The 26,839-nt window shown below is 69.5% G+C and carries 22 protein-coding genes; 5 read left to right on the forward strand and 17 right to left on the reverse strand.

Going from position 1 to position 26,839, the window contains the following annotated elements; genetic code table 11:
- The first annotated feature begins 215 nt into the window (after nucleotides 1-215).
- The gene (locus KM427_RS15965; RefSeq protein ID WP_252274558.1) at nucleotides 216-875 is read left to right on the forward strand and encodes a GntR family transcriptional regulator; all 660 of its coding nucleotides are present in this window, start codon (nucleotides 216-218) and stop codon (nucleotides 873-875) included.
- Here KM427_RS15965 and KM427_RS15970 read toward each other — a convergent pair.
- The 4 genes from KM427_RS15970 to KM427_RS15985 all read right to left on the reverse strand — a co-directional run bounded on the left by KM427_RS15970 (nucleotide 865) and on the right by KM427_RS15985 (nucleotide 5,042).
- Nucleotides 865-2,190: a bifunctional folylpolyglutamate synthase/dihydrofolate synthase gene (locus KM427_RS15970; RefSeq protein ID WP_215524518.1), complete on the reverse strand. Its 1,326-nt coding sequence runs from the start codon at nucleotides 2,188-2,190 to the stop codon at nucleotides 865-867. The two genes, KM427_RS15965 and KM427_RS15970, sit on opposite strands and share 11 nt — an antisense overlap.
- Nucleotides 2,187-3,059, reverse strand: a complete 873-nt coding sequence (gene purU, locus KM427_RS15975; RefSeq protein WP_215524519.1) for a formyltetrahydrofolate deformylase — start codon at nucleotides 3,057-3,059, stop codon at nucleotides 2,187-2,189. Before purU ends, KM427_RS15970 begins: the two co-directional genes overlap by 4 nt.
- A 24-nt stretch (nucleotides 3,060-3,083) precedes the next feature.
- Complete coding sequence (locus KM427_RS15980) at nucleotides 3,084-3,935, reverse strand: methylenetetrahydrofolate reductase (protein ID WP_215524520.1); 852 nt, start codon at nucleotides 3,933-3,935, stop codon at nucleotides 3,084-3,086.
- A gap of 216 nt (nucleotides 3,936-4,151) precedes the next feature.
- Nucleotides 4,152-5,042 carry a LysR family transcriptional regulator gene (locus KM427_RS15985; RefSeq protein WP_215524521.1) on the reverse strand — a complete coding sequence of 297 codons (891 nt, stop codon included), beginning with the start codon at nucleotides 5,040-5,042 and terminating at the stop codon, nucleotides 4,152-4,154.
- 121 nt (nucleotides 5,043-5,163) lie between these two features.
- Between KM427_RS15985 and KM427_RS15990 the strand changes: the two genes are divergently transcribed.
- Nucleotides 5,164-6,561, forward strand: coding sequence for a M24 family metallopeptidase (locus KM427_RS15990; protein WP_215524522.1), 1,398 nt, complete (start codon nucleotides 5,164-5,166; stop codon nucleotides 6,559-6,561).
- 90 nt (nucleotides 6,562-6,651) lie between these two features.
- Here the strand turns inward: KM427_RS15990 and KM427_RS15995 are convergent, their stop codons facing one another.
- The 7 genes from KM427_RS15995 to KM427_RS16025 form a co-directional block, all read right to left on the reverse strand.
- Nucleotides 6,652-7,923 (reverse strand): MFS transporter, encoded by a 1,272-nt coding sequence (locus tag KM427_RS15995; protein WP_215524523.1) that lies wholly within the window; start codon nucleotides 7,921-7,923, stop codon nucleotides 6,652-6,654.
- Nucleotides 7,924-8,078: 155 nt separating this feature from the next.
- Entirely contained in the window at nucleotides 8,079-9,056 is a 978-nt protein-coding gene (locus KM427_RS16000; protein WP_215524524.1) for an AraC family transcriptional regulator, read from the reverse strand.
- 122 nt (nucleotides 9,057-9,178) lie between these two features.
- Nucleotides 9,179-11,422: a chorismate-binding protein gene (locus KM427_RS16005; protein ID WP_215524525.1), complete on the reverse strand. Its 2,244-nt coding sequence runs from the start codon at nucleotides 11,420-11,422 to the stop codon at nucleotides 9,179-9,181.
- The gene (gene folP, locus KM427_RS16010; protein WP_215524526.1) at nucleotides 11,419-12,264 is read right to left on the reverse strand and encodes a dihydropteroate synthase; all 846 of its coding nucleotides are present in this window, start codon (nucleotides 12,262-12,264) and stop codon (nucleotides 11,419-11,421) included. Before folP ends, KM427_RS16005 begins: the two co-directional genes overlap by 4 nt.
- Nucleotides 12,248-13,093 carry a bifunctional 5,10-methylenetetrahydrofolate dehydrogenase/5,10-methenyltetrahydrofolate cyclohydrolase gene (locus KM427_RS16015; RefSeq protein WP_215524527.1) on the reverse strand — a complete coding sequence of 282 codons (846 nt, stop codon included), beginning with the start codon at nucleotides 13,091-13,093 and terminating at the stop codon, nucleotides 12,248-12,250. Before KM427_RS16015 ends, folP begins: the two co-directional genes overlap by 17 nt.
- Nucleotides 13,090-14,541, reverse strand: a complete 1,452-nt coding sequence (gene pntB / locus KM427_RS16020; RefSeq protein WP_215524528.1) for a Re/Si-specific NAD(P)(+) transhydrogenase subunit beta — start codon at nucleotides 14,539-14,541, stop codon at nucleotides 13,090-13,092. The genes KM427_RS16015 and pntB overlap by 4 nt, the downstream gene beginning before the upstream one ends.
- Before the next feature lie 14 nt (nucleotides 14,542-14,555).
- A complete protein-coding gene (locus tag KM427_RS16025; protein WP_215524529.1) occupies nucleotides 14,556-16,091 on the reverse strand; it encodes a Re/Si-specific NAD(P)(+) transhydrogenase subunit alpha in 1,536 nt (511 codons plus the stop codon).
- A 204-nt stretch (nucleotides 16,092-16,295) separates the two neighbouring features.
- Between KM427_RS16025 and KM427_RS16030 the strand changes: the two genes are divergently transcribed.
- A complete protein-coding gene (locus KM427_RS16030) occupies nucleotides 16,296-16,829 on the forward strand; it encodes a helix-turn-helix domain-containing protein (protein ID WP_215524530.1) in 534 nt (177 codons plus the stop codon).
- 8 nt (nucleotides 16,830-16,837) lie between these two features.
- Here the strand turns inward: KM427_RS16030 and KM427_RS16035 are convergent, their stop codons facing one another.
- The 6 genes from KM427_RS16035 to KM427_RS16060 form a co-directional block, all read right to left on the reverse strand.
- The gene (locus KM427_RS16035; RefSeq protein ID WP_215524531.1) at nucleotides 16,838-17,338 is read right to left on the reverse strand and encodes a VOC family protein; all 501 of its coding nucleotides are present in this window, start codon (nucleotides 17,336-17,338) and stop codon (nucleotides 16,838-16,840) included.
- Between the two features lie 9 nt (nucleotides 17,339-17,347).
- Nucleotides 17,348-18,325: an MBL fold metallo-hydrolase gene (locus KM427_RS16040; RefSeq protein ID WP_215524532.1), complete on the reverse strand. Its 978-nt coding sequence runs from the start codon at nucleotides 18,323-18,325 to the stop codon at nucleotides 17,348-17,350.
- Between the two features lie 134 nt (nucleotides 18,326-18,459).
- Nucleotides 18,460-19,320: a cupin domain-containing protein gene (locus KM427_RS16045; RefSeq protein ID WP_215524533.1), complete on the reverse strand. Its 861-nt coding sequence runs from the start codon at nucleotides 19,318-19,320 to the stop codon at nucleotides 18,460-18,462.
- 118 nt (nucleotides 19,321-19,438) lie between these two features.
- The gene (locus KM427_RS16050) at nucleotides 19,439-22,471 is read right to left on the reverse strand and encodes an AfsR/SARP family transcriptional regulator (RefSeq protein WP_215524534.1); all 3,033 of its coding nucleotides are present in this window, start codon (nucleotides 22,469-22,471) and stop codon (nucleotides 19,439-19,441) included.
- A 126-nt stretch (nucleotides 22,472-22,597) separates the two neighbouring features.
- Nucleotides 22,598-23,944 (reverse strand): hypothetical protein, encoded by a 1,347-nt coding sequence (locus KM427_RS16055; RefSeq protein WP_215524535.1) that lies wholly within the window; start codon nucleotides 23,942-23,944, stop codon nucleotides 22,598-22,600.
- A gap of 52 nt (nucleotides 23,945-23,996) precedes the next feature.
- Nucleotides 23,997-24,866: a methylenetetrahydrofolate reductase gene (locus KM427_RS16060; RefSeq protein WP_215524536.1), complete on the reverse strand. Its 870-nt coding sequence runs from the start codon at nucleotides 24,864-24,866 to the stop codon at nucleotides 23,997-23,999.
- Between the two features lie 250 nt (nucleotides 24,867-25,116).
- Here KM427_RS16060 and KM427_RS16065 point away from each other — a divergent pair, with 250 nt between their 5' ends.
- Nucleotides 25,117-25,920: an SDR family NAD(P)-dependent oxidoreductase gene (locus KM427_RS16065; RefSeq protein WP_215524537.1), complete on the forward strand. Its 804-nt coding sequence runs from the start codon at nucleotides 25,117-25,119 to the stop codon at nucleotides 25,918-25,920.
- A gap of 38 nt (nucleotides 25,921-25,958) precedes the next feature.
- Nucleotides 25,959-26,822, forward strand: coding sequence for an NAD(P)-dependent oxidoreductase (locus KM427_RS16070; protein WP_215524538.1), 864 nt, complete (start codon nucleotides 25,959-25,961; stop codon nucleotides 26,820-26,822).
- Nucleotides 26,823-26,839: the final 17 nt, after the last annotated feature.

Genomic DNA, 26,839 nt, shown 5'->3' on the forward strand with positions numbered 1-26,839 from the left:
CGTGTCGGGCAGCGGAAGATCGAGGGCTCGATCAAGCGGCCCGTAGGCCCGGGCTCTTGTGTAGCGCGGGCACGTCCGCGGCGTCCGCCTGGCCGACGGCGAGAAGACCGGTGAGGGGCATCACGAACTCCTTTAGACTTGAGTCGGCAGCATTGTTCAGTATAGGTGAACATACTAGGCAGCGGAGGTGCGGCGCTGTCAGGAGCGGGAGCGTTGTGGTCGACATCAAGGAGACGGGAGCCGCCAGCGAGCGGATCGCGGAGTACCTGCGCTCCGCCATCCTCGACGGCGACATCCCACCCGGCACCCGGCTCCGCCAGGAGGAGATCGCGGAGCGTCTGGGGTCGAGCCGGCTTCCGGTCCGCGAGGCACTGCGGATGCTCGAGATCGAGGGCCTGACCCAGATCGAGGTCAACAAGGGTGCCCGCGTCCCGGCGCTCGACCTCGGCCAACTGGAGACGCTCTACCGGATGCGCGAGCGACTCGAGCCCCTCGCTCTGATCGCCAGCGCCCCGTTGCTCGATGACGACGCCCTTGCCCGACTGCATCGCCTCCAGGACGAGATCGAGGCGAACGAGGACGTCGCCGCCTTCCTCCGCCTCGATCGGACCTTCCACCTGTTGAGCTACTCGGCCTGTCCCACCCCGGATCTGCTCTCGTCCGTGACCCGGCTCTGGAACTCGACCCAGCACTACCGGCGCGCGTTCATGACCCGCTCCGCGGAGGACCGCCGCTGGATCGTGAACGCCGAGCACCGCCTGCTGCTCGACGCGATCGAGCGCCGTGACTCCGTCGACTGCGAACGTTTCCTCAGCGGCCACATCCGCCGGACCCGCATCCAGCTCTCCCTGGAGCCGGAGATCTTCATCCGGTGAGCGGCGACCGCTGACGGAGCGCGTCGATGATCGCCCGCCGGGCCGGCTCCAGGACGTAGAACGATCCGGTGACCACGATCTGACCACCGGCGCCGGCCGCCTGCACCGCGATCCGGCCGGCCCGGCCCGGCTCGGGCTCGGTGACCACCGTGGTGCCGTCCGAGACCATCGCTGCCGCCAGCTCGGCCGACGGCAGCGATCGGGGAGTGTCCGCCTGGGTGCAGATGACGACGTCGTAGGTGTCTGCCCCGAGAGCGCGGAGGAACTCCTGAGGGTCCCGGCCGGCCAGCACGCCGACCATCAGGACTCGGCGGGCGAAGGGAGTCCCGTCGACCACGGACCGGAGCGCTCGAGCCGCTGCTGGGTTGTGGGCCCCGTCGAGCACCACCTGGGGTCGGGTGGCGATCACCTCACCACGGCCCCGCAGGCGCACCTGGCTCAGCGTCTTGCGCACCACCCGGGCCGGCAGCGGAGCATCGAGGAACGCCTCCACGGCAGCCAGCGCCAGCAGCACATTCGCGACCTGGTGGCGGCCTCGCAGTCCGATCCGTAGGCCGCGGTGCCGGGAGTGCGCAGTCTCCAGGTCGACGACGAACCCGCCGGTTGTCTCGCGCAGGTTCGTAGCACGCAGCTCCCGGCCGCGGCAGAGGATCCGTCGAGCAGGGCCCGAGAGGAACACGGAGGCGAGCACCTCGTCGGTCTCTCCGAGGACCAGGGTCGCACCAGGCTTGACGATCCCCGCCTTCTCCCGAGCGATCGCGACCAGACTGCCACCCGCCTCCTGAACGTGGTCGAGGCCGACGTTGGTGACGACAGCGACGCGGCTGTGGACGATGTTGGTGGCGTCCCAGGAGCCGAGCATGCCGACCTCGACGACAGCGGCGTCGACTCCCGCATCGCGGAAGACGAGCAGGGCCGCCAGGGTGATCGCCTCGAACCAGGTCGGCTGCACCCGCACTCGCGACGCCGCCTCCTCGACCGCACCGAGCGCCCGTTCGAGAACGTCGTCACCGACCAGCTGTCCGTCGACGACGATCCGTTCGTTGAGCACCCGGAGATGGGGGCTGGTGAAGAGGCCGACCCGACGTCCCGCCGCGGTGAGCAGTTCCGCCGCCAGGGTGGCGGTCGAGCCCTTGCCGTTGGTCCCCGTCACATGGATGACCGCGAGCTCATCCTGCGGGCTGCCCAGCGCATCGGCCAGCGCGCGGACCCGCCACAGCGTCGGGCCGGTGAGCACCCCCGACGACTCGTAGTTGGTCAGGCCGGCCAGGAACTGCGTCCCCGGGACGGCGGCGGCGATGACCGGTCCGCTCACGAGAAGACGACGGTACGGCGCCCGTGCAACAGGACCCGGTTGTCGCAGTGCCAGCGAACGGCGCGCGCCAGCGCCGCACACTCGGTGTCCCGCCCGAGCGCGGTCACCTCCTCGGCGGTCATCGAGTGATCGACCCGGGCCACCTCCTGCTCGATGATCGGGCCCTCGTCGAGGTCCTGCGTCACGTAGTGCGCGGTCGCCCCGGTGAACTTCACGCCGCGCGCATAGGCCTGGTGATAGGGCCTGGCCCCCTTGAAGCTCGGCAGCATCGAGTGGTGGATGTTGATCGCTCGACCCTCCAGTTCCTTGCACAGGTCCGCCGAGAGGATCTGCATGTACCGGGCCAGCACGACCAGGTCGACGTCGAGCTCGTCCACGAGCTCGAGGAGCTGGCGCTCCGCAGCCGCCTTGGTGTCCGGGGTGACCGGGATGTGGTGGAACGGGATGCCGTAGCTGTCCGCCAGCTGGGCGAGGTCGGGGTGGTTGGAGACCACGGCGGCGACCTCCGCCCCGAGCCTGCCGTCGCTCTGCCGGAACAGCAGGTCGTTGAGGCAGTGGCCGTACTTGCTCACCATGATCAGGATCTTGGGCTTGACCGACGCATCGACCAGACGCCAGCTCGCGATCGACAGCGACTCCGCGATCCGGCCGAACGAGGTGCACAGCTCCTCGATCGTCTTCGCCTCGGTCTCGGTCCGGAACTGCACTCGCATGAAGAACAGCTCACCCTGTCGGTCGACGAACTGCTGGCTCTCCTGGATCGAGCAGCCCTCCGACATGAGGAACTCGGAGACGGCGAGCACTATGCCCCGCCGCTCCTGGCAGATGAGGGTGAGGACGAAACCCTGGGTGGTGTCGAGCTGGGACATCCGACTTCTCCTTTCCATTCCCGCTCAGCGGGTCGACGAACCGACACGGGCGCACCAGCCGACGCTGGCGTCCAGCTGGTTGAAGGTGAACAGGTGCAGGCCTTCGATGTTGTGGCGCGGATCGGTCAGCGCGGGACCGAGCTCGTGGAGCAGTCCTTCCGGGGCGTAGGTCCGACCGAGCACGAGGTTGCCGACCATGCCGTGCTGCTTGCGCAGGTACCGCACCGACGAGCCGACACCGATCCGCAGGGACAGCTCGAGGAGCTTGGCGATGCTGATCGGCGCCGCGAGGCCGATCCGCAGCGGCAGGATGACACCGGCGTCGCGCGTCCTCTCCAACCAGGTACGCAACGTCTGTGCGTCGAAGCAGAGCTGGCTGACCATGTAGTCGGCGTACTCCTGCTTGCGGTGGAGCGCGTCGAGGAGAGTCTCGGCCGCGATCTTCGGGTGCCCTTCGGGATAGCACCCGACGCCCAGGCGGATGAGGTCGTGGTCGAAGTCGCGAAGCGCCTCGAGGATCTCGCTCGCCTCGGCGTACGGGCCGTCCGGTACGGCGCCGTCGCCGCCGACGACGTAGAGGTCGGTGACGCCGAGGTCGCAGATCCTGGAGACGAAGTCCCGCAGCGCGGCCTCGCTGGAGACCATCCGGGCGGCCAGGTGCGGGATGACGTCATAGCCGGCCAGCCGGGCCGAGGCGATGTGCTCGAGGCTCCGCTCCAGGCCGAACTTGGGCGAGCAGGTGACCGTGATGGTCGTTCCCGGGGCGGCCGCCCGGATCTTGTCCTGCGCGCCATTGAGCGGGATGACCTCGAGGTTGGCGGTCGCGGCCAGGGAAGTGACCGCCACCTCGAGGCCGTCGACGTGGTGCTGGGTCATGTGCGTCCTACTCTGTGTCCGATGGTGGGAGCACCGGCGCGGAGGCGGGCGGCAGCGTGCCGGATCCCGGTCACGCGCGGGTCTCGCGAGACCTCGGCGTCTCGTGAATCCGGTGCGGACTTCACTGTGTGACAGCGCTCACCGCGCGTCCAATACCGCTTCGGGAGGGACGCCATACCCGGATCGAACGAGGCGCGTTCGGACCCGGAGCCGTGGCTACCGTGAACCTGCGTCGCGCAGCTGCAGGAAACGCAAGAACGTCTCGGTGGCAGGCGTGCGGCCGGTGCTCAGGTAGGCGCACGACAGCGTCGTCGTATGGTCACCGCGGATGGGGAGGAAGGCGACGTCCTCGGCACGGGTCTTGGTCGCCGACCGCGGCACGACCGCCACACCCTTGCCGATCGCGACGTAGGCGAGAGCGGAGACGACGTCGAAGGCATCGACCGCGACCGCCGGCGAGAAGCCCGCATCCAGGCAGAGGTGCACGACCTCGTCGGCGAACTCCGGCCGGTCCTGCGGAAACAGGACCAGTGGCGTGCCCACCAGCATCCCCACCTCGATCTCGGCGGGCCAGGTGGCTGCGTCCTCCACCCGCACGGCGAGGTAGAGCGGCTCGTGATGGACGGCCTGCGTCTCGATCCCCGGTTCGTCGCGATAGTGCCGGCCGAAGGCCACGTGCAGGATCTGGTCGCGTAGATAGTCGACCTGGGTCCGCTTGAGGACGCGCTCCAGCCGGACCTCCACCTCCGGGTTGAGCGCGGAGAACTCCCGCAGGATGGTCGGGATGGCGTCGAGGATGGCCGAGTCGTAGTAGCCGATGTCGAGCCGTCCCAGCTCTCCGGCTCGCCCCTGGCGCGTCCGTTCGACCGCGTTGCTCGACAGAGCTATCAGCCGGTAGGCACGCTCGAGCAGGATCTTCCCCGGCTCGGTCAGTTCCATCCCGCCCGCTGTCCGTCGGAAGAGGTCGACCTCCAGCTCGGACTCGAGTCGGTGGATCCGCCGGGTAAGCGGCGGCTGCGACAGGTGCAGTCGCTCGGCCGCGCGGCTGAGGTTGAGCTCCTCGGCCACCGCCACGAAGCACTCGAGCTGGCGTGCGTCCAGAACCATCGGACGCCCTCCCCGTTCATCTCCGCTGTACATAGCACCCACACGAGCCCCGTACTTGACCGGTACCTTCGATCAGATGTTAAGTGATAGTGAACATCTGCGACGAGACAAAGGACGAAACATGGCCATCCCGACGTTCGGGCCCAACGCCGTCGACTGGGAGACGCGGCTCGACATGAACCGGCTGCGAGAGGAGCGCCTGGCTCGCCTGCGCGCCGAGTTGGAGCGCTCCGAGCTGGGCGCGATCTTGGCGTTCGACTTCTCGAACATCCGCTACATGACCTCCACCCACATCGGAACCTGGGCGGTCGACAAGATGATCCGGTTCTCGCTCCTGGTCCGCGGCGGCGAACCCATCATCTGGGACTTCGGTTCGGCGGCCAAGCACCACCAGCTCTACAACCCGTGGCTGGACTACTCGAACGCCCACCCCGACGCGGACCCGCACGGCGCTCATCACGGAGCGGACCTCCGCAACCCCAGCGGCGCGCGAGCCGGGATCTCGACCTTGCGGGGCGCGATCAATCCACTGGTCGGCATGGGCGACTCGGTGGCACAGAAGATCCGCCGTGAGCTCGAGCTCTACGGTCTGCTCGGCGAACCACTCGGCGTCGACGTGATCGAGCTGCCGGTCCTCGCAGCACTTCAGAAGGTCGGCATCACCGTCGTCGACGGTCAGCAGGTCTTCCTCGAGGCACGACGGATCAAGACGGTCGACGAGATCGGGCTGCTGACCCACGCCGCGTCGATGGTCGACGCCGCGTACGAGAACCTCTACGAGTTCCTGCGTCCGGGGGTGCGCGAGAACGAGTGCGTCGGCGTCGTCGCGAAGACGCTCTACGACCTCGGCTCGGAGTTCGTCGAAGGGGTCAACGCCATCTCGGGCGAACGGTGCGCGCCGCACCCGCACGTGTTCTCCGACCGCATCGTGCGACCGGGCGACCCGGCGTTCTTCGACATCCTGCACAGCTACGACGGCTACCGCACGTGCTACTACCGGACCTTCGCGGTGGGGAGCGCCTCCACCGCTCAGCGCGACGCCTACACCCGCTGCCGGGAGTACATGGACGAGGCGATCAGCCTGGTGCGGCCCGGCGCCACCACCGCGGACATCGTCTCGGTGTGGCCGACCGCCCAGGAGTTCGGGTTCCCCGACGAGGAGGCGGCCTTCGCCCTCCAGTACGGCCACGGCGTCGGCCTGTCCATCTGGGAGAAGCCGGTCTTCTCCCGCCTGGTCTCCCTAGAGCACCCGGAGGTGCTCGAGGAGGGCATGGTCTTCGCCCTCGAGACCTACTGGCCCGCCAAGGACGGCTGGGGCGCCGCCCGGATCGAGGAGGAGCTGGTGGTCACCGCTGATGGATGTGAGGTGATCACCAAGTTCCCGGCCGAGGAGCTGCTGGTGTGTGGCCAGCGCTACTACGCCGTCGGTGGTCCACTTCCGGCCGAGCGCGACTCCCAGTCGCACCTGAACACGGCGACCGGACGACGCGCTCTCAGCACGACCGATGCGGTCGGCTGACCTGCCTCACCGGCCAACACGGACCTCGGCCCCGCCATCGATCGATGGCGGGGCCGAGGTCATCGCGGAGCAGGGAGCTCCCAGTTGCGATCAGGCGGTGGCCTGCGAGGCCACGGTCCCGCGTTGCCGCACCCGCCGTACGGCGAGCGCCGCAAGCGTCGCGACGCCCGCCCCGGCGACGACAGCCGGAATCGCTCCCGCACCGATGATCGCGTTCGGCTGCAGGCCGGAGGCGACCAGGAAGCCGCTGATCGTCGGTCCGGCGATCGAGCCGACCCGACCGACGGCGTAGGCCCAGCCGACTCCCGCGCCCCGGATGTTGGCCGGGTAGAGCGCGACGGCGAGCGCACTGATCCCGGTCTGACCGCCGATCACGCCGATGCCGGCCAACACGATGCCGGTCATCAGCACCCCGGTGCTGTCGGCGAGAGCCACCATCGCGATGCCGACCAGGCCGATCGAGTAGCCGGCCACGAGGATCGCGTGCGTGCGTGCGATCCGGTCCATGATCACGCCGATCACGACGCCGCCCGCGAAGCCGCCGAGCGCGAACAACGAGCCGCCGATCGTGGCCGTCGCGCTCGAGTAGCCGGCCTTCACGAAGAGCGTCGGCAGCCAGTTGAGCAGGGCGTACATCAACAGCAGGTTCGCGAAGAAGACGATCCAGATCACGATCGTGCTCGCGGCGCGACCGGAGCGGAAGAGCTCGACCGGCGACGACGACTGCTCCGGCTCGGGCTCCTCCAGCGATGCGCGCTCGTCGAGGCGTCGCAGACCGACGATCATGACGACGGCGAGGACCAGCGGGATCGCCCCGCCGAGCACGAAGACCGAGCGCCAGCCCTCGGCCGGGATCAGCCAGCGTGCGATCAGGCCGCCGACGAACGCACCCAGGGACAGGCAGCCCACGGCGATGGTGACCGACATCGAGCGCACCCGGCTCGGCGTGTTCTCCGCGATCATCGCGATCAGGCTCGGCGTCACCCCGCCGAGCCCGATCCCCGCGACGAATCGGATCGCAACGAAGGACGCGATGCTGTCGGCGTACACCGGGATCAGCAGGGTCGTGACCGCGAAGATGAGCGTCGCGATGATCATGATCCGCTTGCGCCCGACGTAGTCCGCGAGCATGCCGAAGATGACGCTTCCGATCGCCATGCCGAGCAGGCTGGAGGAGAAGACGACGCCGAACGAGGCCGGCCCGAAGCCGAACTCCTTGACGATCGACGGCGCCGCGTAGGCGATCAGCTGCGCATCGAGCCCGTCGAGGATCGCGATGAGAAGACAGATCGACACCGCCGTGATCTGGGCGCCTGACATACGATCCGCGCGGGTGCGCGCGGGTGGAGTGGGATGCACCATCGGGTGGTCCTTCTGCTAGTCGGTCGCCTCCGTCGGAGGCCAACCGGGGACTCGGGTCCGCGGACGCTAGCAACGCAGGCGGCGACGAACAGGCCAGGAAGCGAACGTCGTCAGGCCATATCCCGAAAAGCGTCCGCGAAACTCCGGGAGCGCGGTCAGCGACGCGGGCTGAGGGTCTGCGAGGGCAGCACGCCGAACTCCTGCTGGTACAGGCGCGCGAAGCGGCCGACGTGCGCGAAGCCCCAGCGGACCGCAACGGAGGTCACCGTCGCACTGCCTTCCTCGGCACCGACGAGCAACTCCTGACGCGCCTTCTCCAGCCGTGACTTCTGGACGAACGCATGGGGTGTGGTGCCGAGATCTCGCCGGAAGGCGAGCTCGAGGGCACGGATCCCGACCCCGGCCGCGCGAGCGAGGTCGCCGACGGTGAAGCTCGCCTCCGTCTCCGTGGCGAGCAGGTCGGTGGCGATCCGCACGGACGCACGATGGCCGGACGGGTGCTCGACGAACTGAGAGGTGCTCGAGTTGGGGATCGCCAGCAGGATCGACATCAGCGCCTGCTCCGCCAAGTGACGCCTGACCGAGCCTGGCAGCGCATCGACCGGCCCATAGCTTTGGAGCACATGGACGAGCAGGTCGGTCACACCGGCCAGTGCCGCTGCCTCCGATCCCGCCACCCGCCCGGCCGTCACGGTCAGGTCGTCGTGCCGCCCGTGCGGCGCCAGGCCGACCGCGAGCTCGCGCAGCGCGCGCATCTCGGCGCGAAGCAGCAGCACGCTGCAGTCCGGGGTCCAGCGCATGTGCAGCTGGGAGCGCGGGGTGACCGCGGCGAGGGAGCTCGCCGCCCGAGCCACGACCTCCCCGCTGTCCTGGCGGACCAGCGCCGAGCCACTGAGCGGGACCAGGATGCCGACGTGATCCTGCTCCCCCGGTCGATCGATCGTGACCTCGGCGCCGTACGAGAGGTACGACAGCGTGACCGCACCGAGATCGACATGGTCTCCGATGGCGCGGAACCGCTCACGCTCGGCGCCGACCGTGAGGTGGTGCGGCGCCAGGAAGAGGCGCGCGGCATCCCGGGCCGCGCGAGGATCGGTGGTCTCGTAGCGCCGCCCCTCGGAGCGCATCGGCATGGGGAAACCTCGGAACGCCGTACCCCGCACCATCGTCATCACCACCATCCCCAGGGGCGCCGTCTCGTCGGTACGTGTGTGAAGTCACACTGTACATCCGAGTGGCGACGGAGGGTCGAGATTCAGGCAGTGCCGACGCGCAGGAAGGTGCCGACGAGGCGACGACCGCCGGGGGTGAGGACCGACTCGGGGTGGATCTGCAGCCCCTCCACAGGCCGGTCGAGGTGCCGGATCCCCATGACCACTCCGGACGGCGTCCGCGCGGTCACCCGGAGCCGGGTCCCGGCGACGGACCGCTCGTCCACGACCAGTGAGTGGTAACGCGCACCGACGATGGGGCCGTCCAGACCGGCGAAGACACCGACGCCGTCGTGGTGAACGATTGCCGGCCGGCCATGGACCGGAGCCGGTGCTCGTACGACCTCGGCACCGAAGGCCTCCCCGATCGCCTGGAGCCCCAGACACACCCCCAGCACCGGCACGGCAGGGGGCAGCGCCTTGAGCAGCCCGATCGACGAGCCGGCGTCGCGAGGAGCTCCGGGGCCGGGCGAGATCACCACCCGATCCCAACGGCCCGCAGCGGCAGCGCACGCTACCCGGTCGATGTCGAACCGGTCGTTGCGGACGACCTCGACCTCAGCGCCGGCTTCGGAGCAGTACTGCGCGAGGTTGAACACGAACGAGTCGTAGTTGTCGATCAGCAGCACCCGGATCCGGCCACGGGTCAGTGTCGGTCCGTCCCGCGCCTCGTCGCGTACCCCTGCCCGCGACGTCCCTCGTCCGGTCACCCAGCGCTCCAGCGGGCCGGCGGCGACCGCCTGCGGAGCCGGGGCTCCGACGCCGAACCGCTCGTGGACCTGCCCGTGCTCGTCCTGCCGGAGAACGCGTACGGCGATCGGGAGCCCGGCGTCGGCGAGGCACCCGACCAGCCTGGATCCGCCCGGCTCGGCCAGCACCGCCGGGTCGACGACGACCTGGTCGTCCAGCACATGCACGAGTCCGGCGTCGGGCGACGAGGGCCGGTCGTCGGTGCCCATGGCCGCCGGCTCGGATCCGCCGATGCCGACCAGAGCGGCCTCGACATCGGTCGACAGCCGTGCCCCGATCGCGCCGAGGAGTGGTCGAGCCTTGACGAAGCACTCCTCGACCTCGTGCTCCCCGACCGAGTCCGCCACGATGCCACCGCCGACCCCCAGCCACACCTGCCCGGCGGCGAACTCGAACGTGCGGATCGCGACGTTGAGCTCCAGGCTCGACGGGCCGCACCAGCCGATCGCCCCGGTGTAGGACTCCCGGGCCGTCGCCTCGAGGCCGTTGATCAGATCCATGGCCCGGATCTTCGGCGCACCGGTCACGGACCCGGGCGGGAAGGTCGCGCGAATCAGGTCCAGGTCGTCGGCATCCTCGCGGAGACGCCCGGACACCTCGGAGACCAGGTGCCAGACCCCCGCCCGGCGGCTCACGATCGGCGCGGCACTCGCACGGATCGATCCGGGTGCGCACACCCGTCCGAGGTCGTTGCGCATGAGGTCGACGATCATGATGTTCTCGGCCCGGTCCTTGCCGGACTCCCTCAACGCACGGGGATCGGCGTCCAGCGGTGCCGTGCCCTTGATCGGAGCGGTGCGCACCGCTCGCCCGCGGCGCTCGAGGTACAGCTCCGGGGAGAGGCTGACGACAGCGCCGCCGTCGGTCCTGACGAAGGCGGCGTACGCCGGTGCGAGCGCCTCGACGCCGGCCACGAACACGTCCAGGGGATCGCCGGTGAACGTCGCTTCCAGTCGCAGACAGGCGTTGACCTGGAAGACGTCGCCGGCCCGGATGTGCTCCAGGACCCGTTCCACGACCATCCGGTGCGACTCGACGGAGGGAGTCGCGCCGAACGGCCCGCATCGGTACGGCGCCGCCGCCTGGGACACCACGCCGTCCAGCTCCTCCTGGATCAGCCGGTGGCTGACATCGAGATCTCGCCCACCGTGCCGCAGACCCTCGAGGAACCACTCGCCGCTGTCCGCGACGTACCGGAGCACCTCGTCGTAGAACGCCAGGTCGCAGTCCGGGCGAGGATGCACGCGCGACGGGGCGGGCACCAACTCCTCGGTGAGCGCCCCCAACTGGTAGCCGAGCACGCCGAACCAACCCCCACCGATGAGTCCGTCCGGCCCGGACGCCGTCACGGTCGCCGGCCTCAGGTCGTCCAGCCGATTCGCTCGGCAGACCGGATCGAAGGCGATCACCGCCCCGCCGCCGGCCCAGTCGCCCACCAGGCCGACCAGTCGGTCGCGGTCCCGGAACAGCCGGAGCACCTCCAGCGGACCGAGCGAGGTGCGAAGCGGCCGACGAACGACCTCGGACTCGACCATCATCGGTCGGCGCGAAGCTTCTCGGCCACCCGCAGCGCGAGCACGGTGGCGTGCACGTCGTGGACCCGGACGTACGACGTGCACCTGAGCAGGAGCCCGGACAGCACCGCCGTCGCGACGTCGCGATCAGGACCGCTCAGCCGTTGATCCTCGTCGGACAGCTCGTCGAGCAGCGACTTGCGCGAGACACCCACCATGAGAGGCGCGCCGAGCTCTGCGAACCGGGGCAGGGCCGCCAACAGCGCCCAGCTGTGCTCGCTCCTCTTGGCGAAACCGATGCCGGGGTCGAGGACGATCCGCTCGGGCGCGATGCCACACTCCAGCAGCGCCTCTCGGCGCCCGCGGAGCTCCTCCACGACCTCGGCCACCACGTCGCCGTACCGGGCCGCCTGCTGCATCCGATCGCTGTGTCCCCGCCAGTGCATGGCCACGAAGGGCACCTGCGCTGCGCGGGCGACCGCCGCCATCTCGCGGTCGGCCAGGCCGCCGCTGATGTCGTTGATCATGCAGGCGCCGACGCTGACGGCGGCCGCGGCGACGTGGGCTCGCGTCGTGTCGATGCTGACCCTGACCCCGGCCGACACCAGATCCTCGATCACCGGCACCACCCGGGCCAGCTCGACCTCCTCCGGGACGCGTGCAGCTCCCGGCCGTGTGGACTCTCCCCCGACGTCGATGATGTCGGCACCCGCGCACGTCAGGCGGAGCCCGTGCGCCACCGCTGCATCGCGGTCGTCGTACAGGCCGCCGTCGGAGAACGAGTCGGGCGTCGTGTTGAGGATGCCCAGCACCGCCGGCCGCTGCCCGGCCAGCGGCGGTGTGCGTGCATCAGGCGCCAGCACCATGACAGCGCTCCGCGGCGACCACCGTCTGCTCCAGCAGGGTGGCGATGGTCATCGGGCCGACGCCGCCGGGGACCGGGGTGAACCAGTCGGCGACATCCGCGGCGGCCGGGTCGACGTCTCCGCGGTTCCCTGCGTTGTAGCCCGCATCGACGACCACGGCGCCGGGCTTGATCCAGGCAGGCTGGATGAAGTCGGGACGCCCGACCGCGGCGACCACGAGGTCGGACCGGCGTACGACGTCCGCCAGGTCGACGGTCCGGGAGTGGCAGTAGGTCACCGTCGCGTCGCGCCGCAGCAGGAGCATCCCCATCGGCAGGCCCAGGATCGGGCTGCGCCCCACCACGACGGAGTTCCGGCCGCGGAGCTCGACCCCGTGGGCGTCGAGCAGGCGCACGATGCCACCGGGCGTGCACGACTGGAAGCCCGGGACACCGAGCGACATGGCTGCGAACGAGGTCAGCGTCACCCCGTCGACGTCCTTCTCCGGCGCGATCGCCTCGAATGCGGCACGCTCGTTGATGTGCCCGGGGACCGGATGCTGCAGCAGGATCCCGTGGACTGTGGGATCGGCCGAGAGCTCACTGATCGCGCCGACCAGCTCCGAGGTGGTGATACCGCCGCCCAGGTCGACCCGAAGAGAGTCGATCCCGACGTCCGCACACCGGTTCACCTTCATCTGGACATAGGTCCTGGAGGCTCCGTCGTCGCCGACGAGCACCGTGGCGAGCCTGGGCGTGGTGCCGGCCGCCCGGAGGGCGGATACCCGGTCGGCGACCTCGGCCAGGAGCGCGGTCGCGGTGCCGGCGCCATCGAGGATTCGGGCGGTCATCGGGTCTCCTTCTGCCGGACGTCTGAGCCGAGGGCCGCGGCGATCTCGCCGACCCGCTCCTTGGCATCGCCGAAGAGCATCCGCGAGTTCTCGCGGAAGAACAGCGGGTTCTGAACCCCCGCGTAACCGGCCGCCATGGACCGCTTGAACACGACGACCTCGCCGGCGTTCCACACCTGGAGGACCGGCATGCCGGCGATGGGTGACGACGGGTCCTCCGCGGCAGCCGGATTCACCGTGTCGTTCGCTCCGATCACCAGGACGACGTCGGTGACGGAGAAGTCGTCGTTGATCTCGTCCAGCTCCAGGACGATGTCGTAGGGCACCTTGGCCTCGGCCAGCAGGACGTTCATGTGACCGGGCAGCCGACCAGCGACCGGGTGGATCCCGAACCGGACGTCGACACCCCGATCCCGGAGCCTGGCGGTCAGCTCGGCCACGGCGTACTGCGCCTGGGCGACCGCCATCCCGTAGCCGGGCGTGATGACGACGCGGGACGCCGAGGAGAGTCGATCCGCCACCTGATCGGCGGTGGTCTCGGTGTGCTGGCCGTGGTCTCCGTCGGATCCTGCGCGAACCTCGGCGCCGAACCCTCCGGCGATCACCGACAGGAAGGAGCGGTTCATCGCCGTGCACATGATGTACGACAGATAGGCGCCCGACGATCCCACGAGGGCACCGGTGACGACGAGCAGGTCGTTCTCGAGCAGGAAGCCCGAAGCGGCCGCGGCCCAGCCGGAATAGCTGTTCAGCATCGACACGACCACGGGCATGTCGCCGCCGCCGATGGACGCGACCAGGTGCCAGCCGAGGGCCAGGGCGACCGCCGTCACCAGCACCAGCAGCCGGGTGCTCGGGTCGACACAGAACCAGATCGTCACCATGACGAAGGCGAGCAGGGCGCCGACGTTCAGCACGTTCTTGCCGGGCAAGTCCAGTGGGGCGGTCTTGATCCGGGCGGCGAGCTTCAGGTAGGCGACCACGGATCCGGTGAAGGTGACCGCGCCGATGAAGACGCCGATGACGACCTCGGCGTGGTGGACGCCGAGCGTTCCCTCCGCGTCCAGGCGCAGCGCCTCGACCGCGCCTGCGTCGTGCTCGACGAGGAGGAAGGAGGTCCACCCGACCAGGACCGCGGCGAGGCCGACGAACGAGTGGAGCAGGGCGATCAGCTCCGGCATGCCCGTCATCTGGACGACGCGGGACCGCTGCAGGCCGATGGCTGCTCCCACGAGGACCGCGGCGATCATCACCGCGACGTTGGTCGACGAGATGCCGGCGTCCACGGTCAGGGCAACGGTCGCCGCGAGCGCCGCCGTCATCCCGACCATGCCGAAGAAGGCTCCGTCCCTCGCGGTCTCATGCCGCGAGAGTCCCGCTAGGGCGAGGACGAAGAGGAGTGCTGCCACCAGGTAGGCGGCGGTGGTGACGGTGAGGATCGAGAACATGGAGGACACCTCACTCACGAACGGACGAACAGGCCGAGCATCCGGCGGGTCACCGCGAACCCGCCGAACACGTTGATGGAGGCCAGCAAGGTGGCCGATGCGGCCAGCGCGACGATCAGCTCGTCGTCGTTGGCCAGGCTGAGCAGCGCTCCGACGACGACGATCCCCGAGATCGCATTGGTGACGCTCATCAAGGGCGTGTGCAACGCATGGTGCACGTGCCCGATGACGTAGTAGCCGATGACGACGGCCAGGGCGAAGACCATCAGTCGCGCCTGCAGCGACGGCGGGCAGATCGCGACCAGGGCGAACACCGACGCCGCCCCGACGGCGACACCACTCCGTGAGGCGACCGACGACCGACCGCTGGTGCTCCGGTGCTTGGTGGGGGCGGCCGGTGCCGGTACCGGCGCGGGGACAGCCGAGACCGCCACGGGAGGCGGTGGCCACGTCACCTCACCGGCGTGCACGACCGTCATCGAGCGGAGCACCACGTCGTCGAGGTCGAGCACCATCTGTCCGTCCCCGTCCGGAACCAGCGTCTTCACCAGGCTGACCAGGTTCGTGCCGTAGAGCTCCGAGGCCTGCGTCGCCAGGCGTCCGGGGAGATCGGTGTAGCCGAGGATGGTCACGCCGTACTCCGTGATCACCCTCTGGTCGGCCTCGGTGCCGGCCACGTTCCCGCCGTACGCGGCCGCCAGGTCGACCACGACCGAGCCGCTCCGCATGTGGGCGACGGTGTCGGCGCCGATCAGCAACGGCGCCGGGCGACCGGGGATGAGCGCGGTGGTGATCACGATGTCGGCCGCCCGTGCTTCTGCGTCGTACATCTCGGCCGTGGCCGCTTCCTGCCCCGCGGTCATCTGCTTCGCGTAGCCGTCGGTCGAGACCTCGGACTCGAAGTCGACGGTCACGAACTGACCACCCAGTGACTCGACCTGCTCGGCCACCTCGGGACGTACGTCGAACGCGCGCACGACCGCGCCCATCGCAGAGGCCGCGCCGATCGCCGCCAGACCGGCCACGCCCGCTCCCACGACAAACACCCTCGCGGGTGGCATCTTGCCGGCCGCGGTCGCCTGGCCTGTGAACATCCGGCCGAACTCGTGCGCCGCCTCCACGACAGCGCGGTAGCCCGCGACGTTGGCCATCGAGGACAGCACGTCCATCGACTGCGCCCGCGATATCCGCGGGACCGCGTCCATCGCGATCGCCGTCACTCCCCGGCGTGCGAGCTCGGCCAGGAGCTCGGGGCTCTGCGTGGGGCCGAGGAGCCCGACGACGGTGGCGCCCGGCGTGAGCAGGTCGAGCTGGTCGAGCGTCGGAGCGTTCACGCCGAGGACCAGGTCGGCACCGCGAAGCACCTCGTCTCGGGTGCCCACCGTCGCCCCGCTCTCGGCGTACTGCCGATCCGCGAAGCCGGCCGCCACTCCTGCGCCGGTCTCGACGGCGACGTCGCAGCCGAGCTTCATCAGCCGAGCAGCTGTGGACGGCGTGGCAGCCACCCGAGTCTCGCGGGGCCGGACCTCGCGCACGACACCGATCTTCATCGTTCATCTCCAGAGTTCGAGGGGCGGTCGGGGGATCTCCATCCGGACCGCGGCCGAGTGTTCAGTACTGCTTGACGATTGGCCGGAGGCGTGGGCTATGTTGACCGGCCCAGGAGCGTCCTGGTCATTCCGGAAGAGGCGATCACTGTGGATCCCGAGGCCCGAGCCCGACTGCGTTCCGCACGGACCGATGCCAATCTGAGCGTGCGCGAGCTGAGCCGTCGGATCGGGATCTCGCCGAGCATGCTGTCCCAGATCGAGAACGGGCACTCCGAGCCGTCGGTAGCGACGCTGTACGCCCTGGGGACCGCGCTCTCCCTCTCCTTCGACCACCTGCTCTCCGGAGCGCCGGGGACGGGTGCCGCCACCACCGGTGCCTCCATCGTGCCGCCAGACGGTCGTGCGACCCTCGTGCTGGAGAGCGGGGTGACCTGGGAGCGGCTCACCGCCGAGCCGGACCCGATCGTCGACGCCCTTCTGGTCACCTATCCGCCGGGCAGTTGCTCGTCCACCAACGGTGGCCTGATGAACCACCCCGGCCACGAGTACGGATATCTGGTCTCCGGGCAGCTCACCGCCCGTGTCGGGTTCGAGTCTTTCGTCCTCGAGCCGGGCTCGTCGATCGACTTCGACTCCTCGGTGCCGCATCTCTACCTCAACGAGGACGATGGGCCGGCCGTCGGGCTCTGGCACGTGGTCAAGAGCCCGCCGGCGCCTCCGGCACCCGAACCGGCATAGCCACGGCCCTACTCGAACGCCTCGGGGGTCCGGAAGAACGCCTTGCCGTTCGGGTAGGAGACCAGCTCGCAGTTCAGTCCCCACGGAGACACGAAGTACAGCCACCGCTGGCCCTCGTGCGGCCCCTTGCTCGGCGTCGGGTCACCCAGCACACGGACGCCCTGCCGCCGGAGCTCGGCCGCGGCCGCGTCGATGTCGTCGACGTAGAACGCGAGGTGGTGACCTCCGACGTCGCTGTTGAGCGGCACCTCCCGCCGCTGACCGGGAGCCTCGTACTCGAACACCTCCAACATGGCCTGGTCGCCGACCCGGAAGAAGTAGATCCGTGGGGCGACCGCCGAGTCGGGCACGTTCAGGTGCTCGCTCATCCAGGTGCCGTCTCCCCGCAGGGGGCCCAGCCGGTACAGGTACTCGAACCCGAGTACGTCTTCGAAGAACTCCCGGGCCTGGTCCAGATCGGGAACGGTGATGCCGATGTGGTCGACACGGGTGAGTCCGGGGATGGGCATGAGACCTCCTCAGTGGTCGGGGCAGGTGTCGGTGGGCGGGAAGAAGACCACCGAGGGCTTGGCGTTGTCGTCGAGGCGGAGGCTGTGGTACATCGTGAGCACGTGGTTCACCCCCAGCGTGTCCACTCCGCCGAGCCGGCCGAGCCACTTCTCGAGCAGCGGCTTCGCAGCCTCGGCGGCCGCCGCCTCGTACATCGTCTTGAAGTACAGGTAGATCTGCTCGGTTCCGACCTTCTCGCGGGCGATCTCTCGCTTCTCGGCGGTGATCTCGAGCGCATGCCGGGCGGCGTCCCGTACGTCGTGCATGTACTCCCGCTGGACCAACACGTCCTCCCGGGTGCCGAGTCGGGTCAGGTGACCGGTGATCATGGTCTCGAAGTCGAAGTCGAGCGTGTGGTCGTGATGGGCCATGAAGCCGGGGATGTTCTTCGACTGGGCGATGTTCGTGAACGGCACCCAACCGGGATAGATGACGTCGACCAGCATCAGCACCCGCTGCTGGGGCAGGTGGACGAAGCTGTTGCCGGGCGCGTGGTTGTCGCCCCGGTAGTGCAGCTCGAGCACCTGACCGCCGACCTCGAGGCGATAGGAGTTCTCGAAGGTGATGTCCGGGAGGCGCCGGCTCGGATCGGCGATCTCGCTGAGCTTCGAGTGCGTCTCGCGCTGGGCGATCCGGATCGCGTCGTCGGGAAACTGGTCGACCGAGCCGATGTGGTCTCCGTGGAAGTGGGAGTAGACGACGTGGGTGATCGGCTTGTCGGTCACGTCACGGATCGCCCGCGTCACCAGGCCTCCCAGACACGGCGGTGCGTCGATGGCGACCACCTGGTCGTCGCCGACGACGAAGGCGCACTGGTAGCCACCGTCGGTGATCCAGTAGACGCCGCCCGCTACCTCGTCGACGAGGTAACCGGACGACGGTACGTCGGGGCCGATCGCTCCGGCCGGGATCAGCGGGACTTCGAACCCCCCGGGGTTGTTGCTCATCGTTGCTTCCTCTCACGAGTTGCCGTGGACGTCTGCACCGCCTCGACGCGACTGGTCGCAGGTCGGCGTACGGGTGGTACCGGCCCTGGGCACTAAGGGGTAGTGCCCAGGGCCGGGCTCGAGGCGAGGAGCGCTCAGCTCTCCTCGGGGAGGGCGCGCCAGTCGTCGGGGAAGTAGAACGCGTGCGCCGGCGGCGGCACCGGCGACTGGACCTCGATCCACTTGGCCGGCTCGTCGCTCTCGTTGATGAAGCCATGGGTGCCGCCGGAGCTCACCCAGACGAGGTCGCCGGTCTCGGTGACCTCCTCGTTGCCGTCCAGCCAGCCCCGCATCCCGCCACCGACGAAGTAGTAGATCTCCTCGAACGGGTGGTAGTGGATCTTGGCCGCCTTACCCGGACCGGACTTGGCGTCGATGCTCGCCATGAACATCGTGTGGTGCTGGGCGCCGAGCAGCTCGTCGGCCATCATCCGGATGCTGATGTTCTTGATGCAGGGCCCGTGGTAGCCGGGCATGTTCAGGTCGTGGTACGGCGCCATGTCGGCCTCGTCGAAGTGGCCGACATACCGATGCCGCGGGTCCGTCTCCGACGGACGCCCCAGGAACTCACCGGTCACCGGCTGCGCCGAGATGTGGCTGCGCGCGCCCTCGAACGTGGGTGGCTTGGGCGACCGCGCGGAGAACCAGCTGAGGCCGGCCTCGCCAGCGGTGAGCGAGTTGGCCACGGCCACCGGGGTGACCCCGTAGTCGCCGATGCCGAGCTCGTACTCGAGTCCGGCCAGCGCCACCCGGCCGCTCCCCTCCGTCACGAACCATGACTCCTCGAACGGCGACCGGTTCCAGCCGAGGCTGGCGCCCGGCTCGAGCTCGTAGAGCGCGATCTCCATGTGGTGCGAGCCGTGGACCTCGCCAGCCATGAGCGCCTGGCGGAGACCGGGGAAGCCCGGTACGTCGACCCACTTGCGCTCGGCAGCACGTGAAACGTGATACGCCATCTGCTTCTCTCCAAGGTTGCGATGAAAGGAACAGGCACCAGTCTCAGAACGGGCCGTTAATCGGCTCGAAATCGCTGCGTCGTGGCGCATGCGACCGCGGGGAGACGGCGATCGAGGCTCAGCGACGCAGCTGTGTCACGAGCCGGCGCACCTCGGCCGAGGGCGCCACTCCGAGGTCACGCATGGCCGCGGCATACCGCTGGTACAGGGCGATCACGCCGTCGTCACTTCCGCTGGCGTGGGCCAACGAGATGGCCAACTGCCACGCCTGCTCGCGATGCGGGCTCAATCGCAGGACCTGTTCGACGAGCTGGCGGGCCTCGCGGTAGCGGCTGAGCCGGAACGCCAACCGCGCCGCGTCGATCCGTCCGCTTGTGACGCGCTCGTCGATCTCGGCTCGACGCCTCTCGACCCAGTCGCTGGACAGCGTCGCCAGATACGGCCCGCGGCCGGCGTGCGCAAGCACCTCGATCATCCGGCGGAGCCGGATCTCCCCGTCCTGATGGTCGGCCTGGACCAGGGAGTCGAGAACCACCTGGGAGGTGCCGCAGACGAGGTCCGGCTTCGGGATCAGGAAGTGCTCACCGTCCTGGTGCGGCATCAGCTCCTCTGGCAGCACCTCGCGTAGCCGGTAGAGAGCCTGACGAAGGTAGCTACGCCCCGCGGCATCGTTGCGACTGTCGAACAGCTCTCCGAGCAGCTCTGAACGGGGCACCCCCCGGCGCGCGCCGAGAAGATAGCTGAGCAGCTCGAGGCTCTTGCTCAACCGCAGCGTGACGGGTTGTCCGTCGACGGTGAGGATCGGGTCACCGAACTCCTCCAGGATCAGCCGTGGAGCTCGGGCCGTGACCCGCAGGGGCCCCTGATCCGACAGCATCGCGGTCAGCTCGTGCCACCTCGACAGCCTGCTCGGGGAGGCGTCGGCGGCGCGCACCGCCACGGCCGGGACGTCGCTCAACGCCGTCAGCAGCAGGTGCTGCGAACCCCGCGTCGTCGCCTCGGTGAGCGCCAGGTCGGCGGCGGCGTCCGCAGCCTCCTCGTCGCCGAGCCGCCAGTACACCTCCGCAAGGTACGCCGCCGTGGTCGCCAACTCCAGCCGTCGGTCACCCTGCCGCATGCTCGCCTGGGCCGACTCCAGCTCAGACCGTGCGTCCTCGTCGCGACCCTGGAGCAGGTAGGAGAGACCGCGCCAGAGCTGGCACAGCTCGCGGCTGAACGCGTGCTCCCCCGCTCCGCCCGCCTCGGCTTCGGCGAGCGCGCGGTGCGCGGCTTCCGTGTCCTTGTGCAGCCGCAGGCTCAGCTTGGCCTCGTTCAGGTGGCCGAAGACGCTGTAGACACGGGACCCGGTGTCGGCGATCAGTCGCCGCCCTCGGGTCATCGCCGCCCATGCCTCGTCGCGACGGCCCAGGTCGATCATCAGGTCCACCGCGTCGAACGCGTGCAGCCAGGGTGGCTCCCAGGAACCGCGGAGCACCTCGTACATCTCCATGGCCTCGTCCAGTCGGCCGGTGGCGCGCAGCCCCGCGATCACCCACGGCATCCCGAGCGGCGCGTTGCCCGCGTCGGCCGCCGGTGGGTGGTCGAGCTCCCGGAGCCGGCCCCGGAAGTAGCCGATCCGCATCAGCAGGCCGTCGACCGTCTCGGACCTGGACGACGAGATGTCGGGGAACGGTGGCGACGTCCCGTCCGAGAGCGCCAGGAGGTTGTCTGCGGTGTCCCGTGCCCGACCCGCCGGTAGGCGCTCGGCGAGCGACCGGGCCTCGGCGAGCCGGCCGGAGTGCCAGCGGCACCACGCGGCGAGCAGCAGGGCCTCTTCGAAGTACGGCGACTCCGGCCCAGGTAGCCAGTCGAGCCCGTGCCGCTCGAGGAGCGCGTTGCCCCGTCCGCACTGCTCGAGGGCGAAGGAAACCCGGAGCACCAGGGTGCCGACCTCCGGGGTCGGCATCCTGGTGACGACGCCCAGCTCGTCCAACCAGCGGGCGGCCGACGCGAAGTCCATCCGGGCGACCAGGCCCGGCAGGGCGAGCGCCGCCTGTCGCCATGCGGCCTCGGTGTCGCCGAGGCTCAGCAGGGTGTTGACCGCATCCTCCAGCCGGCCCTCGCCGGCGAGGATGTCGGCGTGGGCACGGCGCAATCGATGTACGGTCTCGGAGTCCTCGGACCGGACCAGCTCCGCTTGGAGGATCTCGCGGAACTGCGGGTAGAGGACGAGGCGACTCCTGTCGTCGTGCCACTCGCCGGGGACCCGTTCCTCGGCCAAGGCGGCCATCATTCGGGCTGCGTCCGACTCCCCGAGGACGACGGCCTGTTCGCCGGTGACTTCGGTGAGCAGGCTGGTGCGCACCAGGAAGGACCGCACCGCGGCCGGGAGCCGGGGCAGGAGATGCGCCGCGACGTACTCGCCGCAGGTTCCCTCGTCGGCGTCCGACGCCAGGAGCGTCCGCCGGCCCTCGAACAAGAACCCGGTCACCCAGCCGCCGGTGAGTGCGAGCATGCGGTCGAGGTCCGCGCTCGGCTCGCCGTACCGGACCAGTGAGCCCTCCGCCTCGTCCCGGTCGAGATTCAGGTCGTCCTGATCGAGCTCGGCGAGGTCCGCGTGCTCCATCTCAAAGAGGATCTCCAGCGGAAGCTGGCGCCGGGAGACCAGGACGATGCCGACGTCGGGCGGAAGGTAGCGGACGAGACCAGCGAGGATGGCGACCGACCGGCCGTCGGCGGCGACCCGATCCACGTTGTCACAGACCAGGACGACGCCGGTGCCGGCCCAGCTCTCCGCCAGGAGGCCGGCCGCCTCCTCATCGGTGATCCCGGCGCGCACGGCCTCCGAGCCGACCCGCGGCGACTGCGGCAGCGGCCGCTCGACGGCCGCCTCGAGGTAGGCGATCAGCCGTCCTGGGGTCGACTCGGTGCCGTCGAGCGACAACCAGGCGACGGGGCGCGACAGATCGCGTACGGCGTGCGCCATGGCGGTCGACTTGCCGCTTCCGGCCGCCGCGCAGACCGACAGCGACTGATGACGCTCGAGGAGGCTTTGGATCCGATGCGTGAGCCGTGGTCGGGACGTGAGGTCGTCGCGGACCTCCGGGACCACGACCTTTCGCTGGATCAGAAAGCGTCGGGGGTCGGGGATGGCCACTCGTTCGTCTGTCATGCCTGCCCGCCTGTCTTGCGAGGTGAGCATAGCCCGCAGCCGGTCATGTGGATCCATTCTGCACGTTGGCCACCGACCTCCCCGGCCGCGCTCGCCCAGCTCGGCGAGCGCGGCCGGAGGCGCTGCTCACACCAAGGGGCTGGTGCGCAGCGTCGCCCGGATGGCGCGCTGGACGTGTCGCTCGACGGTGGGCTTCGCGGATCCACCGCCCTGCTCACCGATGAGCACCGTCACCTCGCGGCCGTCGATCGCCTCGTCCTCGGCGACCATCGCGTGCGACGACCAACCGCCCACGTTGACCGTGTAGCCCGAGCTGGCGGAGAAGCCGATCAGCTGACCGTCGACGAGGACCTGGTCGTAGGAGTTGGTGCCATAGTTCGAGACCGGCATCTCGAGGTACTTCGTGCGCGGCCCGGCTCCGAAGAGGCTGTCGGCGATCAGGTCGGCGACGTCTCGGTCGTTCCAGCGCAGGAAGACCCGCCGGCGGTGCGGCTGGTCGACCATCTTCTCCAGGGCGTCACGACCGATGAAGTCGTGGTCGAACCGGATGACGTGCCCGTAGCCGAGATCCCACGGGGTGACGTAGTAGTCCTCGATGTCGTCGGAGTAGAAGCTGCCACCGATCGATGCGTTGGCCTCGAACCCGTGGCCCGGGAGCCACTCGCGGAACGGCTTCATGGACTCGCCGGTGTAGATCGCCGGCACCGGTGCAGCGATCCACCCCGACTCGATCGCGGTGGACGGGTAGGCGCGTGCACCACCGAGGCGGAGGCCGAACTCCTCACCCGCCTTGATCAGGGCCTCGCGGACCTTCTCGCTGCCCTCGGACGGACCCACGAGCTCCAAGCCGGTGAACTCCAGCCCGGGAACACCGGCCATCGTGTGGTTCAGGGCGCGGATCGGTACGCCGGCGATCTCGATCTCGCCCATGGCGAAGAACTTGATGGCCGGCAACGGCGACCCCACCGCCTTCTCGACGATCTTGTGCGTTGCCGGACCGTTGAGCTGGAACCGGAACGACAGCCGGCGGCTGTTGTTCGCGACCGAGCGCTCGTCGCGAGTCACCGTCACGCGGTAGTCGCCGGTCTCGGCGTGGAACGCGGCCCAGTTCGGGGCGACCGGCCGGCCGACCAGGCTGAACGCGTCGTCCTCGAAGCCGAACAGGATGGCGTCGCCCAGGAAGTAGCCATCGTAGTTGCAGGCGATGAGCTGCTTGGCCTTGTTGCGACCGAAGGTCTTGAACCCGTTCACCCCGATGTCGGACATCAGGCGAAGGGCATCGGGACCCTTGAAGTGGATGTCGGTCATGTGCAGGGACTGGTCGAACATGACCGCGGTCTCCTTCCAGGCCCGCTGCTCGTCCCGCCAGTTCGTGTACTCGGACTGCATCGGGAAGATGTAGGGGCCCTGTGGCGCGTTGCGCAGCATCTGCGCCACATTTCCGACCTTCTGGATCTTCTCTTCGAGATTCACGTCAGTTCACACTCGTCTTTCTTTTCCTGCGGGTGGGTTGGTGATGGATGGCTCAGATCGGAGACAGACCCGACGGTGACCTTCCGCTCGCCCGAGCTAGCCAGTCGAGGGTGGCCTCGACCTGGTTGAACGAGAAGAGGTGCAGGCCTTCGACGGCCTGCTCCTCGAACGAGATCTGGCTCGCGAGCTCGTGGACGAGGCCGAGGGGCTCGTAGGTGCGCCCGAGCAGCAGGTTTCCGACGATGCCGTGCTGCTTGGAGAGGAACCGCACCGACTGCCCGACGCCGATCCGGAGCGAGAGCTCGATCAGCTTGCGAGTCTGCAAGGGGGCGGCCACTCCGACTCGTAGCGGCAGGGTGATGCCTGCGTCCCGGACCATCCGCAACCAGTCCGCCAGCGCCCCGGCATCGAAGCAGAGCTGACTGACCATGTAGTCGGCGTACGCCTGCTTGCGGACCAGCGCGTCGAGGAGAAGGCCATCGGGGATCTTGGGATGCCCTTCGGGATAGCACCCGACCCCGAGCCGGCGCAGTCCATGGTCGAACTCGCGCAGCTCCTCGAGCAGATCCGAGGCCTCGGAGAAGGCCCCGACCGGTGTGGCGCCGTCGCCGCCGACGACGTACAGATCGTCGACACCCAGGTCGACGATGCGCGAGACGAAGTCCCGCAGCTGCCGCCGGTCGACCACCATGCGCGCGGCGAGATGAGGGACGACGCGGTGCCCGGCACGGCGCGCGCAGGTCACGTGCTCGAGCGTCCGGTCGAGGCCGAACTTCGGCGAGCAGGTGATCGTCACCGGTCTCTCGACCGGCATCCGGGCCACGGTCTCGTCGGCACCCTTCAGCGGGATCACCTCGATGCTGGAGCGCGCCAGCACTCGGTGGAAGGCGGGGCCGGGATCGGCGGTTCGAGCCATGGACATCCCCCAGGTTCTCGATTCGGCGCGCGCCGCTTCTCCGACGTCACAGGCAGCGCTGCGCAGGTTCGCTCCACCACGGGAGCCGGTGACGGAGTGTTCTACGTCACGACTCGTTAACCGGTCGTTAATCGGTTCTCGACCCGGTTAGAGCAGGCGTTAACCGCCTTTGCCACCGCGCCGGGGGGCTCCTCACACTGAGCCGGACCGGCGGCAGGCGACCGGTTTTGAGACTCGTGGAAGAGGGATCGAGAAGATGACGCTTGGTATTCGACTGGACGGACGGACCGCTCTCGTCACCGGAGGTGGCAGCGGTCTCGGCTTCGCGATCGCGGAGGCGCTGCACGCTCAGGGCTCCGCTGTCGCGATCCTGGGACGCACCGAGGAGAAGCTCAAGGTCGCGGCCGACCAGATCTCCGGTGGCAGCGACCGGGTGCTGGCCCTCGCCGCCGACGTGACCGACGACGCCGCTGTGGCCGGGGCGGTCCAGGCGGTGCAGGACTGGCGCGGCGGCCTCGACATCGTGGTCAACAGCGCCGCGCCGCTGCTGGCCAACAGCCCGCTCAGCGACGTGGACGAGGCCGTCCTGACCGAGGCCATGGAGGGCAAGACTGCCGGATACCTGCGGGTGTCACGCGCAGCGCTTCCCCACCTGCGGCTGAGCGAGCATGGGCGCATCATCAACATCGCGGGCATGGCCGCGCACGTGCTCGTCCCCAACATCGGCGTCGCCGCGGCCGTGAACGCCGCTGTCGTCGCGATGACCAGCTACCTCGCCGCCGAGGCCGCCGAGGCCGGCGTTCTCGTCAACGGCATCTCCCCCGGGATGACCCTGACGCAGGTCTGGAAGGACCGCCACGCGGCGACCGCCGAGCAGAGCGGCACCACACCCGAGGCCGTCCGCGACGGCATGGTGGAACGACTCGGCATCCGGCTCGGTCGCTGGGCGCAGCCGGAGGAGATCGCCGCGGTCGCGCTCTTTCTCGCCTCCGACCTCTCGTCCTACGTCACCGGCCAGGTCTTCCAGGTCGACGGCGGCCTCGGCAAGTCGGTCATCTGATGTCGACGGCGGCTCGTCGCGAGCAGGAGGACTGATCGATGGCACGGGTGTCGTTCGCGGGTCTGGGCAACATGGGCCACGCGATGGTGGGCCGGCTCCTCGACGAGGGGCACGTGGTCACCGTCTGGAACCGGTCACCGGAAGCGGCCGACGACCTCGTCGCACGCGGCGCGGTTCGTGCGGCCTCGGTCGCCGAGCTGTTCGACGCCGGCCCCGTCCTCTCGATGCTCGCGGACGACGCCGCCGTCGCCTCCGTCTTCGACGACTCGGTGCTCGCGGCGGCGGGTCCTGGCTCGATCCACGTCAGCATGTCGACGATCTCGGCACAGGCTGGACGAGCCCTGGCCCGCCGGCACGCGAACGCCGGGATCGCCCTGGCCTCGGTGCCCGTGCTCGGCCGGCCAGAGGTCGCAGCCGCCGGGCGACTCAACCTTCTCGCCGCGGGTGACAGCAGCCTCATCGACGACCTCGCGCCGGTGCTCGACTCCCTGGGTCAGCGGACCTGGCGGGTCGGCGAGCACCCGGAGCAGGCCAACGTCGTGAAGGTGACGATGAACTTCCTCATCCTCCACGCGCTCCAGGCCATGGCCGAGGCGTTCGCCCTCGCCGAGCAGCACGGAGTCGACAGTCACGAGCTGCAGGCACTGATCACCGGCACGCTGTTCCCAGGTCCGGTCTACGAGGGGTACGGGAAGGAGATGGCCTCGCACACGTACCTCCCCGCAGGGTTCCGCACCACCCTCGGCATGAAGGACCTCACGCTTGCCAGGCAGGCCGCCGACGAGGTCGAGCTCACGCTGCCGACCGCGGCTGCCCTGCAGCAGACCTTCCAACTCGCCATCGACCGCGGGCTGGGCGACCTTGACTGGGCGTCGATCGCCGAGGTCGTCCGGTCGACTTGAACCTCCGACCGGCACCC

The sequence above is a fragment of the Nocardioides sp. LMS-CY genome (assembly GCF_018732145.1).
In the GTDB taxonomy this organism is placed as follows: Bacteria; Actinomycetota; Actinomycetes; order Propionibacteriales; family Nocardioidaceae; genus Nocardioides; species Nocardioides soli.